Annotated in this window: 12 protein-coding genes; 1 reads left to right on the forward strand and 11 read right to left on the reverse strand. The window is 34.1% G+C overall.

The features are described from left to right. Nucleotides 1–75 precede the first annotated feature (75 nt). Both C8E03_RS11620 and C8E03_RS11625 read right to left on the reverse strand, forming a co-directional pair. A complete protein-coding gene (locus C8E03_RS11620; RefSeq protein ID WP_110291124.1) occupies nucleotides 76–2193 on the reverse strand; it encodes a penicillin-binding transpeptidase domain-containing protein in 2118 nt (705 codons plus the stop codon). 305 nt (nucleotides 2194–2498) lie between these two features. Then, on the reverse strand, nucleotides 2499–3041 hold the full coding sequence (locus C8E03_RS11625) for a PadR family transcriptional regulator (RefSeq protein WP_094377576.1): 543 nt from the start codon (nucleotides 3039–3041) through the stop codon (nucleotides 2499–2501). 119 nt (nucleotides 3042–3160) lie between these two features. Here C8E03_RS11625 and C8E03_RS11630 point away from each other — a divergent pair, with 119 nt between their 5' ends. Beyond that, on the forward strand, nucleotides 3161–4534 hold the full coding sequence (locus C8E03_RS11630; RefSeq protein ID WP_094377575.1) for an MATE family efflux transporter: 1374 nt from the start codon (nucleotides 3161–3163) through the stop codon (nucleotides 4532–4534). 504 nt (nucleotides 4535–5038) lie between these two features. Here C8E03_RS11630 and C8E03_RS11635 read toward each other — a convergent pair. The 9 genes from C8E03_RS11635 to dusB all read right to left on the reverse strand — a co-directional run bounded on the left by C8E03_RS11635 (nucleotide 5039) and on the right by dusB (nucleotide 12163). Further along, nucleotides 5039–5359 (reverse strand): hypothetical protein, encoded by a 321-nt coding sequence (locus C8E03_RS11635; protein ID WP_110291125.1) that lies wholly within the window; start codon nucleotides 5357–5359, stop codon nucleotides 5039–5041. Further along, nucleotides 5356–7215 (reverse strand): DEAD/DEAH box helicase, encoded by a 1860-nt coding sequence (locus C8E03_RS11640; protein WP_110291126.1) that lies wholly within the window; start codon nucleotides 7213–7215, stop codon nucleotides 5356–5358. The genes C8E03_RS11635 and C8E03_RS11640 overlap by 4 nt, the downstream gene beginning before the upstream one ends. 147 nt (nucleotides 7216–7362) lie before the next feature. Further along, complete coding sequence (locus C8E03_RS22835; RefSeq protein ID WP_242993516.1) at nucleotides 7363–7446, reverse strand: hypothetical protein; 84 nt, start codon at nucleotides 7444–7446, stop codon at nucleotides 7363–7365. Nucleotides 7447–7474: 28 nt separating this feature from the next. Then, entirely contained in the window at nucleotides 7475–8089 is a 615-nt protein-coding gene (locus C8E03_RS11645; RefSeq protein WP_242993500.1) for an N-terminal phage integrase SAM-like domain-containing protein, read from the reverse strand. Next, a complete protein-coding gene (locus C8E03_RS22840) occupies nucleotides 8086–8250 on the reverse strand; it encodes an integrase DNA-binding domain-containing protein (protein WP_334294026.1) in 165 nt (54 codons plus the stop codon). The genes C8E03_RS11645 and C8E03_RS22840 overlap by 4 nt, the downstream gene beginning before the upstream one ends. Before the next feature lie 14 nt (nucleotides 8251–8264). Beyond that, nucleotides 8265–8441, reverse strand: coding sequence for a hypothetical protein (locus C8E03_RS21970; protein ID WP_170122983.1), 177 nt, complete (start codon nucleotides 8439–8441; stop codon nucleotides 8265–8267). 529 nt (nucleotides 8442–8970) lie between these two features. Next, nucleotides 8971–10461 carry a lysine--tRNA ligase gene (gene lysS, locus C8E03_RS11650; protein WP_110291127.1) on the reverse strand — a complete coding sequence of 497 codons (1491 nt, stop codon included), beginning with the start codon at nucleotides 10459–10461 and terminating at the stop codon, nucleotides 8971–8973. Nucleotides 10462–10475: 14 nt separating this feature from the next. Then, nucleotides 10476–10958: a transcription elongation factor GreA gene (gene greA, locus C8E03_RS11655; RefSeq protein ID WP_094377573.1), complete on the reverse strand. Its 483-nt coding sequence runs from the start codon at nucleotides 10956–10958 to the stop codon at nucleotides 10476–10478. 242 nt (nucleotides 10959–11200) lie between these two features. After that, the gene (gene dusB / locus C8E03_RS11660; RefSeq protein ID WP_110291128.1) at nucleotides 11201–12163 is read right to left on the reverse strand and encodes a tRNA dihydrouridine synthase DusB; all 963 of its coding nucleotides are present in this window, start codon (nucleotides 12161–12163) and stop codon (nucleotides 11201–11203) included. Between the last annotated feature and the right edge of the window lie 6 nt (nucleotides 12164–12169).

A 12169-nucleotide genomic window follows, 5' to 3' on the forward strand; every position in this document is an offset into this window, starting at 1 on the left:
TTTCAACTATTAGACTTCGATAAAGATTACCATCTTTTATAAATAATTGTAACCAAGTTCCTTTTAAATATTATCTTACTCTGCTCTGCTAAACCAACCATCCAAGACCTGATTGACTTTCCCCACAACATAACCACTTCCCCCTCTTCCTTTTACATCTTCCACCATACTAACAATCATAATTGGCTTTTTCGCGGTCTGTTCCGCAGTCAATACCGCAAACCATCCAAGCTCTGTACCGGAAGTATCTTCTTTGGAAGCTTTTATCTCGGCTGTTCCTGTTTTTCCCGCTAAAACAGTATCCTCTCTATGAGATGCATAACCAGTTCCATTGGGATCATTAACCACCTTTTTCATTCCTTCTAATACTTTATTTGCCACATCTTTTGAGAATGCTTCTGAAATCCAACTCTCTGCTTTTAATTCTTCTTGATATTTCAGATACGGCTGTAACACATTTCCATTATTACAGAAAGCTGTATATAAACTTGCTAAGTGCAATGGATTGACCAAAATTTGCCCCTGTCCATAGCCACTGTCTGCCAATTGAATTTCGGTTTCAATATTCTCTGTGTTGGAATATTGTGAAACAGCCATAGTTATCTCAAACGGCAGTTCTTGATTAAATCCCAACTGTTGTAAAGAGGTTTTTAATGTTTCAGCACCGATTTCAAGCGCTGCTTTGGCAAAATAAATATTGTCTGAATAGATTAACGCGTTTTCCAGAATCGCAGACTTATAATCATGAAGTGTTGTCACATAATAGGAGCCCCAAGAAGAATCTTTTTGCCAGCTTAAGCCTTCATTTCCATAATCTTTCGTCGGATCAATTGCCCCTGATTCCAGACCAATTGCAGCAATAATCGGTTTAAATGAAGACCCTGGACACCATACTTGCCGAAATCGATTATATAATGGCTTCCTTTCATCTTCATTGAGCGAAGTCCATTGTTCATCAGTCATTCCCAATATAAAACTATTGTTATCGTATGATGGTGTACTGACCAATGCCAATACTTCACCGGTATATGGATTCATAGCTACAGAACAGCTTTTATCTTCTTGAAATTGTTCATACAATGCAGACTGAATATCTGAATCTATCGTTAATTTTATATTTTCTCCATTCTGCACCTCCTTGTTTACCAATTCTATTTTCTCATTTCCATTAGTATCTTCAATATAGATTCTACATCCGTTTTGTCCTTTTAATTCTGTTTCAAATAGACTTTCCATTCCACTTCTACCAATCACACTGTTTGCCGTGTATCCCTCATCAGCATGCTTTTCTAAATCCTCTGCTGTAACACTTTGGACATACCCAATCAAATGAGCAGCGGCATCTTTTAAAGGATATTCTCTTACTTTTGTATCAGAAATCATAACGCCTGGAATTGCTAGCAATTTCTCTTGCCTTTCCTTTTCTATCCGCGTTTCTTCATCTGTATTTAAAGTCATCCATTCTATTTCCTCTACTTTAGCAACAGTTTTTATTGGAACAAAGGAATCTTCTTTTACCCACTGCGCAGCTAACTTATTTTCTATAGTTTGTGGCTCAATCTCCAGTAATTTTGCAATTTCTTCAATCGCGCTATCTTTGTTTTCCAATTTTCCCGGAACAATTCCTACCGACGAAGCTACTCCTTTTCCTGCAAGTACGTTGTCGTTTCTATCCAACAATTCTCCACGCTCTGCTTGTGTTGTTGATACCCTAACCTTATCCGTTGATTGTAAAACTGGAAAAATTAATGCATCATTCCATATAAGCTTATAACTATCTTCTCCTTTCACAAAATAAGCCTCATTTTCAAAAGCAATGTTTCCCGCAACGGAGTCAAAGGATGTTTGATACTTTACAGTCATTTGTTCCTTATCATATTCCATTATCTCCACTGTCATATTCTGCATTTCTATTCCTTCATAAATAGCAGAATTTCGTTTTATAAAATCCTCCTGGCTGATATTTCCGGAAGCTTCCACATCCAGAAGCTTATACATTTTCTCGTATTCTTTTTCCGGAATGTGATTCATATATTCAACCAGAAGTTCCTTAGGATTTTTCCAACCATTACTCCTATTTAAAAATACAACTGCGCATACGATTATGCCCACCGAAATAGTTGTCAAAAAAAATATTAACATCATTATAAGTTTACTTTTGCGCTTCTTCCTTCTTCTATTTTTGTCTCGCATTTTGACCTCCATATAAATACCATTTTAAATCATACTTAGAATTTTCTTTACGCTCTTAAATATTACACCCGTAATATTTATATGTCAAGTATAATACTTTTGTTGTTAGTTAGCACTGTCTGATCAAGATACAGGCAAAATCTTATACTTTATTTCTGACGTACTTTTCTACATAAATATCATCTTGGTTAAGTGTTGGTCTTTTTATATTTTTTTGGTCAAAGAATTATTTAGTATTCTCTAATAAATAACTCATCTTCTTGAATCCAGTTTTCAGCAGCTTCTATCTTTTCAAATGCAAGGACTCAATTTCTTTCATCTTTTATTATTCTTTCTTTCACAGACACAATCCACTTTTCAATTGACTGCGTCAGTATATATTGTTGCTCCAAAACCGCAAGACCTGATTCTGGAATTGTAGTATTATCTTGTTTTTTATTCATGTTTTCTTCCATTTGTAATTTTAATGTTCTAACATTTTTTTCTATTTTCTCTAAACATAGTTTTTGTTGTTTAACTGGTAAATAATTTATATTCACTATAACAGCATTAAAATCCAAAAAAAAGCGGATTGGATTATCTGAAATTTCTTCCATAAGCTTTTCAAATTCTTTTTCTCCTGTATTTGTAAGAGAATAGATTGCTTTATCAGCCCGATTCTCACCCAGAACAGTCAACCTTGAGATTAGTCCCTTTTCCTCTAGCTGAATTACTTTTTTATATATGGATGGTGTACTAATCTTTACCCATTTTGAAATATTACGGTACTCTACCAATTTTTGAATATCATATGCACTTAAGGGTTCTTTTTTTAACATTCCCAAAACGATTAAATCAATTGCTGCCATATCTTTCTCCTTTTTCTTGACATGTACTATAAATTATAGTACTATGTATATTGCCTTTAGTACTGTAATTTATAGTACTCTATTAAATATCTCATGTCAAGTGAAAGGAGCTTATTATTATGAATGAATCAAACAAAAAAATGCAACTACTAGGTAATGTTCCAATCCCCAAAGCGCTACTAGCACTAGGCCTTCCCACAATGATTGGAATGCTGATTAATGCCCTGTACAATCTAGTGGATACTTACTTCGTAGGAGGGCTTGGAACCGATCAGATGGGCGCAATCACCGTAGCTTTTCCATTAGGTCAAATAGTCGTTGGACTGGGACTGTTATTTGGAAATGGTGCCGCTGCGTACTTGTCAAGACTGCTAGGGCGCGGGGACAAAGGCACTGCCAATAAAGTTGCAAGTACTGCCCTATACAGCAGCATCACAATAGGTACTTTCACAATCATAGGTTTTCTACTTTTTTTGAAGCCAATTTTAAAACAACTTGGAGCGATAGAAAGCATCATGCCCTATGCACTTACCTACACTGCAATCTACCTCACTTTTTCAATTTTTAATGTCTTTAATGTTACAATGAATAATATTGTATCCAGTGAAGGGGCTGCAAAAACAGCAATGTATGCATTGATGTGTGGAGCTGTTCTTAACGTAATTTTAGATCCTATCCTAATCTATACTTTACACCTTGGTGTTGCCGGTGCAGCCATTGCAACAGCCATATCACAAATAGTGACAACAATCATTTATCTAGCTTATATCTTTCGTAGAAAAAGTATGTTTACATTTCGCATCAAAGAATGTCATTTTGGTGATGGAATTATATCTGAAATATTGAAAGTAGGCATTCCAACAATGCTATTTCAGATACTTACCAGCTTTTCCATTGCAATGATCAACAACGCTGCAACAGAATACGGGAACTCAGCTCTAGCTGCAATGGGACCTGTGACGAAAATAATGACTGTAGGAACTTTGATTGTTTTTGGTTTTTTAAAAGGCTTTCAACCAATTGCCGGCTTTAGTTACGGAGCAAAAAATTTTGACCGTTTAAATGATGCAATCAAAACTTCTATCATTTGGTCCACTGTATTTTGTATCATTTTTGGTCTAATTGCAGTCATTTTCTCTAAAAACATTGTTTCTCTATTTACCAAAGGAGATCTGGAAATGATTAGAATCGGTGAACTGGCACTACGGGCTAATGGAGTTTCCTTTATGCTTTTTGGATTTTATACCGTCTATTCTTTCCTTTTCCTTGTAATGGGAAAAGCAAAAGAAGGGTGCTTTCTCGGGGCTTGTAGACAGGGTATCTGCTTTCTTCCAGTAATTTTGATTTTACCAAGACTTTTTGGTCTGAGTGGCATCCTATTTGCACAGCCAATTGCAGATCTGCTTGTTGCTGTTATAACTGTTTTTATGGCTCATCATTTACACAAAGAATTGACTATTGAAAAAAACAATATTGCTGTTGAGCAAAAATAAGCAACAAATAAAATTCTAATACTCAAAAAGAGCAGAACGGTTTTTAATCGGGGCATATCATGGTTCACTTGTGCTAATTTCCATAATGCAAAAAAGGATAAATTCTAAATTTCTTTAGAAAATATCCTCTAATAGTGCTTTATTCTATTAAATTAAACTCTTAATAATTCTTTATCTAAACGTTAATCCATGTAAATGACTTCTTTTTTCTTGGTCATTTCTTGGTTAACCTCTTCTCAAAATCCTCGTAGCACTTAATTTCACTAGCCTTATTTATCAAAGCTCTTCATCGTCGGGAAATGAAATACCCTCTTTTTATCTTTGTTTATAACATTTCATTATTATATTAAATGCAAAGTTTCAGCGTCACATCAGGCATCAACCTGTTTATCTTATATTATCATTCACCCTGTAATTGGTGTAATCTAATTTTACAATAATAAAAAATTAAAGTGATGTACAAGATTGCTGCAAATCCTCACTATAATAAAAAACTCATACTACTCAAGCTATGCTAGATTTCATAGCATCATCATATTCAGCAAGTAAACACTCTAATTCTTTACCTCTATTAAATATTTCTATATTCTCATTTCTATATTCTGCATACGCGCGTTGCAGTTGATTTTTCATATTAAAATAATATAAATATACAGCCTTTTCCTTATCCTCATCTTCTGTTAGCATTTCACAAACGATTTCGTTATTTTTAGTAAAATACTTAATTTCTAAGTAATTGTCCAGTTGAATATTTTCCACTAAATTCTGAGGTGTTAATAATGCAATATTTGTCAATCCATATATTTGATTTATAAAATTATTCATTCATTTTCTCCTTTCAAAAAATTCATTAAATATTCCGATTGTTGATCTAAAAGCTTTGCAGCTCGTGCGTAATCATCATTACTCCATTCTTCACGTTTTCTTCCTATTTCGTTTTTCAAAAAAGTATTTAGATATGTAGCAAGCATCCCTCCATTAGTAGGAATTCTTGACGGAATCCATGAATATCTACCTCCTTGAAAGATTTGAAAACTTTTCAACTCTTCTCCTTTGATATCTAATTCCGCTGCAACTAGTAATTCTGGTACAATAACTTCTCTTATGTTTCTATCAGTGAGTTTATTTCTTTGCTTTAGTATAATATCAGGTCTTTTATATTGACTTGAATCAGAATATTGTTGTTCCAATATCTGCTCTGCTTGTTCGTCAGAAATTTCTAATAACTTTATTAATTCCTTTTTCTTACGTTCTCGCTCTTTTCTGATTCGCTCTGCTTCCTGTAAATAACGCCCGTCCATATATACTTCATGTTTAAGACTACCATTTCCCGATTCAATTACTTCGCCAAATTCGATTAATTTTCCCGTTTCCTTATCCTTTATGTAATCTCCATCGTCCTCCAAGTCAATATCACGTAATTCCTTAATAAAATCACTTTCTTGTATTTGTTCTTTATAATAATTCCAGAGATCATTTAAGAATAAAAGTTCATGTGCAACAACACTTCCAATATTATCTGTCTCTCGGGCGATTTCATCTTCCGGAATTGCTCTAAGAATTCTTCCAATAAACTGCTCATACGGTAATAAACTTCTAAATGCTCTAAATATAGCAGCTATCGAAAGGTACTTATGGTCATATCCCTCCCCCATCATTGACACATTAACTACTGCGTCAACTCTATGATTATCAATTTCCAAAAATGCTTGTTCTCTATTTGGCATATCATTATATATTGCAATCGCCCTAACTCCAACTTCATTATACATAGCCGTTATTTTTTTAGCATCATTTATAGATGGTGCTGCTGCAATAATTTTATGCGGTACCCTAGTTCCACTACGTTTCTTTCTTAGCAATTTTACACTTTCATCTACTATTCTTTTTTTACACTCATCAGATAACGCTACTGAACGGCTAACCCATTCTTCATCCTTAATTTGTAAAACATCTTCCAGTGAATATAATTGCCCATCATCATCTATAGTAAATTGAGGATTTTCCGGAATGTAGTCAAACTTTTCTAAAGATTTTACATATCCATTGCTCATAGCTTGACTTAACTTATACTTATAAATTAATTCCCCTACTAATTTTTTCCCATCTGTTCGAAAAGCTGTTGCTGTAATCTTTATTACTTTTGCGCTTGAGAAATGTTGAAGATTCTCTAACCAAGTTCGTGCTTCTGCATGATGTGCCTCATCAATTATAATCATATCAAAGAAATCTGGATCATATTGATTTAAAAGAGCCATTTCATTACGCGCTTGCAATTTTTGAATATTGGCTATAACAAAATTCGCATTAATCATATGTTCCATTCTAGTTGTTCTTCCCTCATATCGTACAACTACTGGCAAATTATTTGGGGTTTTAATTACACCTCTCTTAGACCAAAAATTATCCGCGCTTCCACTATCTAAACTTTCCTCTATAGTATCTAATATTGTTAATTGTGGTGCAATAACTAATACACGTCCCTCAGCTATACCATACGGCAAAGTAGCAATCAATCCCGTCTTTCCACTCCCTGTAGGTAAAACTATTATAGCATGTGTATTATTATTATTTGTTACAAAGTGATTATAAGCCTCTACATATGCTTCTATCTGAGGTTCTCGTAAATTCTCATTTGAGAGAATATTAGCGTCAGTAATTTGAAAGTAATTATCATTCATTTTATTTATACTCCCCTATGTATTTTTTATATCATATCACATTATAACTAGTTGTAGTAATATTTTATTTATTTTATAAACACAAAGCAGCAAGTAAATTAATACATGCTGCCTTTTTCCTATTCTATGATAGTTTAAACTTTTTATCTAAATTTGCATAGTCTCCCTTGCTTTGTCCTCTGTAACATGACTATAGATATTCATTGTTACACTAATATCTGAATGCCCCATAAATTGTTGTATTACTTTTATATTAGTTTCATTCTCGCAAAAGCAATACAAAATGTATGCCTATATGTGCAATAAAATGGTGCAATAATGCAGGTGTTCTATGTTCTTCTTTAGCCTGCTGCTTTTCCTGCTCATTGAATGCTGTATATATCCTCTTTATTGCCCTGTTAATACACATTGGATTGTGTGGTTTATCAAATCTATTTGTAAATACAAAATCCGGTTTTGATTCGGTCTTATCTAATGCCTGCAATACTCCATCACTTGGATTCTTTCTTATAATATCATCATCTACCGCCATACTCAAAGTCGGATGCATGATAGTGTGTATAGTCTCCAACGAATTGGTTTTGAATCCTGCATCTAACAGACTAGTGTAGAATCGTATCACATCACTTTTTCTAATCTTTGCGAGTGGTCTGTTGCCTATTGTGCTGTCTTTAATATATTTCTCCCACATATATATATAATTGCTGCGTGTTGACATTTTAAGATTCCGTTTTGTCTCCATGTAACTTTCAAACATATCATTGAGTGTAATTTTATTACTCTCCATTGTCCGGATACCATCATCAATGTCTCTATCAATTTGCTTTTCTAGTTCTCTAAGACTTAATTCATCGCTTTTTTTACCATTAATCATATCATTCGGCAGTGTTTCAAACTATACACGCACTGCCTTTTGCCGAATCTATCTGTATAGCGATACTGATATCGACCATCTTTCCTTTGGCTTTCTCCACTTTTCAGTGTTCTTCCCTTGCTATCTATTCTTTTTTGTTTGCCATATTTACACCTCCGTATCTCCTACACTGCCTCTATTCTGCATAAATGTACAAGTATGTTGCTAACTTGTACATTCTTTTAAGATGACTTGGTTTCATCTTACCAATAATGCTATGCAATGCATGTATATAGGATTCATCTGCTACCTCTACATTACTACTTGCTTGCTCTGTTGATACTTTTATGCTGTCTGTAATACTCTTTTTCACTGCCATTCTCAATAAGCTATTAGAAAATCCATCATGTGTTTGGCTACTTAATACAATCAACAAACATTGCATTACTGGCTATAATATTAGGCATAATGTTCACACTGATGATGGCTATAATTTTGTTATTAATGGTGAGACATTAAAATATCAGATATTAAATACTTTAAACATTATACTTGGGCAATTTAAGGAGGATTGGAATAATAAAAACGAAAATGAGTGAAGAAAATATTAAAAGAATGTATGAGACAGTCGCTCGAATTATATCCGAGCGTGAACATGTAGACATAAAAGTAACTATTGTAAAAAAAGATGAGATAACTGATACAACTGATAACAAATCAATCTGAACTACTGTTCATCATAATATACCAATTATATTTATGAGCATCTAAAAAGCACTTACTTTCAATACAGAAAATGAGTGCTTTTTATATTTATTGGTGTAAATATAGTGTAAAACAATCCTTTAAAGCAATTTTTACACTTTAAAAAGTAGCGTATTTATAAGCTTTTAAGGCTATTTTTATATCTCTTTCGATTTCATCGTAGGGAATAATAATACATCTCGAATCGCCGGTGAGTTCGTCATCATCATTACCATACGATCTATTCCATAGCCAATGCCGCCTGTTGGAGGCATACCTACGTTTAATGCATTTAAGAAGTCTTCGTCAATACTGTTTGCTTCATCATCCCCTTGAGCCTTTAATTCTTCCTGCGCTTCAAATCGCTCTCTTTGGTCAATAGGGTCATTTAGCTCTGAATACGCATTTGCCATTTCCCACCCATTCATAAAGAACTCAAAGCGTTCAACATATTCTGGATTCTCAGGTTTCTTCTTAGTAAGCGGAGAAATCTCAATTGGATGATCCATAATGAAAGTAGGCTGAATCAGATGCTCCTCTACATATCTCTCGAAGAAAAGATTTAATATATCACCCTTTTTATGTCTTTCCTCAAATTCAATATTATGCTTTTTAGCTAATTCCTTTGCTTCCTCTGTCGTTTTAATCTCTGTAAAATCTACATTACCATATTTCTTAACAGCATCTATCATAGTAAGGCGTTCAAAGGGTTTTGATAAATCCATTTGATGCTCACCATAAGTCAGAATCAACGAACCATTTACTTCCTGTGCTACATAGCGGTACAGATTTTCCGTCAAATCCATCATGCCGTGATAATCTGTATACGCCTGATACAATTCCATTAATGTAAATTCCGGATTATGTCTTGTATCTAGTCCTTCATTACGAAATACTCTTCCAATTTCATAAACTCTTTCTAAGCCACCTACAATTAATCTCTTTAAATATAATTCAAGCGATATTCTAAGATGTAAATCTTCATCAAGAGCATTAAAATGTGTGTCAAAAGGTCTTGCTGCCGCACCACCTGCATTTTGTACAAGCATAGGAGTCTCAACCTCAATAAAGTTCTGTTCATCCAGATAGCTTCGAATAGCATGAATCACTTGAGAACGCTTCACGAAGCTTTCTTTTACCTCTTTATTCATAATAAGATCAACATATCTTTGTCTATAACGAATATCTGTATCTTTCAGACCATGAAATTTCTCTGGAAGTATCTGCAAACTCTTTGATAACAAAGTTACCTCAGTGGCATGAATGGAAACCTCACCTGTTTTCGTCTTAAATACTTCACCTTTAATTCCAATGATATCACCAATATCATATTTTTTAAAATCCTTATAAGATTCTTCTCCAATATTATCACGTGCCACGTAAGATTGTATATTGCCCGGCAAATCCTGAATATTACAAAAAGACGCTTTTCCCATGACACGTTTTGACATAATACGGCCAGCTACAGACACCGTTTTGCCTTCCATGGATTCAAAATTATTAATAATATCTGTACTATGATTCGACACATCATATTTGGTTATTTCAAACGGATTCTTACCCGTACTTTGCAATTCACTCAATTTTTCATGACGTACCTTGATTAATTGATTAATATCCTGTTCCTGTACATTCTTTTGCTCTGACAAAATTTTCACTCCTCTTAGTTCGATCTTTGTATATCTAATACTTTATACTGACAGTTACCAGCCTGTGTTTCTACCGTTACAACATCATCCCTTTTAGATCCAAGCAAAGCTTTCCCTACAGGTGACTCATTTGATATCTTTCCCTGTAAGCTGTTAGCCTCTGTTGAACCAACGATTTTAAATTCCATTTCCTCATCAAATTCAAAGTCAAATACTTTAACCTTACAGCCTACACTTATTTTATTTAAATCAACTTCCTCTTCCACAACAACTTCAGCATTCTTTAATATTTTCTCAATCTCTTCAATTCTTGCTTCAATATCCCTTTGCTCGTCCTTTGCAGCATCGTATTCAGCATTTTCAGAAAGATCACCTTGCTCTCTGGCCTCTTTGATCTTTTGCGCAACCTCTTTTCGCTTGTTAACCTTTAAATCCTGAATTTCTTCCTCTAATTTTCTAAGCCCTTCATAAGTTAGTAAGTTTTTCTTTTCTTCCATCTCACACTACACCCTTCCTGTACATAATATATATTAATATGGATATTCCCATCTTCTACAATAATTAATTTTCCATAACGCTGCAATTACAGAATTATAACTTATAGGTTTCTTAATGTCAAGATTTCCTATACTTTTTTGTCATTTAGTTTTCCATACTTTTTGTCTTTTAGAACCTACAAATAAAATTCCTTAGAACTTTCTTTTTAATCTCAAACTAGTATACTTTATTCGTATGTGATTTATACCAAATACTGATCCAAAAGAAAAATAAGCTCCTCAAGCGTTTCGACCTCATTCACTTTTTTCCTAAGCTTTGCAGAATTGGGAAATCCACCCATATACCAGGCTGTATGCTTACGCATTTCTTTGATCCCGATCCATTCACCCTTATGTTCTACCTGAAGCCTTGCATGTTCTATAATTGCCTCCTTTACCTGCAAAGCAGATGGCTTTTCAATTTCCTTTCCTGTATTTAAATATTCATTAATTTGTGAAAACAGCCAAGGATTTCCCCTGACTCCTCTCCCTATCATAACTGCGTCACAGTTTGTTTCATTAAGCATCTTAGCTGCACTTTGAGGACTGTCAACGTCTCCATTCCCGATAACGGGTATACAAACATTATCTTTCACCTGTCTGATTATATTCCAATCCGCCTTACCGGAGTAGTACTGTTCTCGTGTCCTGCCATGTACAGCAATTGCCGCAGCTCCACAATCTTCAATTATTTTAGCAATTTCAACTGCATTAATGCTGTTCTCATCAAAACCCTTTCTGATTTTAACAGTAACCGGCTTTTTAATCGCCTTCACTGTTTTTGAAACAATTTCCCTTACAAGCTTTGAATTTTTCATAAGTGCAGAGCCTTCCTGATTGTTTACCACTTTTGGTACCGGACATCCCATATTAATGTCTAACAAACTAAAGGGTTTTTCTTCAATTCTTTTGGCCATCTCACTCATTATTTTAGGATCAGATCCAAACAGTTGTAAAGAAACAGGACGTTCTTGCTCACTTATTTCCATTAAAATATCTGTATTCTTATTATTATAATAAATGGCTTTGGCACTTACCATTTCCATGCATAGTAAACCAGCTCCTTGCTGTTTACACAATAATCGAAATGGCAGGTCCGTCACTCCTGCCATAGGTGCCAGTATTAAATTGTTTTCAAGCTCTACGTTGCCGATTTTTAATTTCATGTATAC

This window comes from Lachnotalea glycerini, from assembly GCF_003201285.1.
GTDB classification, from domain to species: domain Bacteria; phylum Bacillota; class Clostridia; order Lachnospirales; family Lachnospiraceae; genus Lachnotalea; species Lachnotalea glycerini.

Bases quoted from the DNA above. Each gene is read 5' to 3' on its own strand.
- C8E03_RS11620 (WP_110291124.1), bottom strand. From the start codon at position 2,193: ATGCGAGACAAAAATAGAAGAAGGAAGAAGCGCAAAAGTAAACTTATA.
- C8E03_RS11625 (WP_094377576.1), bottom strand. From the start codon at position 3,041: ATGGCAGCAATTGATTTAATCGTTTTGGGAATGTTAAAAAAAGAACCC.
- C8E03_RS11630 (WP_094377575.1), top strand. From the start codon at position 3,161: ATGAATGAATCAAACAAAAAAATGCAACTACTAGGTAATGTTCCAATC.
- C8E03_RS11635 (WP_110291125.1), bottom strand. From the start codon at position 5,359: ATGAATAATTTTATAAATCAAATATATGGATTGACAAATATTGCATTA.
- C8E03_RS11640 (WP_110291126.1), bottom strand. From the start codon at position 7,215: ATGAATGATAATTACTTTCAAATTACTGACGCTAATATTCTCTCAAAT.
- C8E03_RS22835 (WP_242993516.1), bottom strand. From the start codon at position 7,446: ATGGGGCATTCAGATATTAGTGTAACAATGAATATCTATAGTCATGTT.
- C8E03_RS11645 (WP_242993500.1), bottom strand. From the start codon at position 8,089: ATGATTAATGGTAAAAAAAGCGATGAATTAAGTCTTAGAGAACTAGAA.
- greA (WP_094377573.1), bottom strand. From the start codon at position 10,958: ATGGAAGAAAAGAAAAACTTACTAACTTATGAAGGGCTTAGAAAATTA.
- dusB (WP_110291128.1), bottom strand. From the start codon at position 12,163: ATGAAATTAAAAATCGGCAACGTAGAGCTTGAAAACAATTTAATACTG.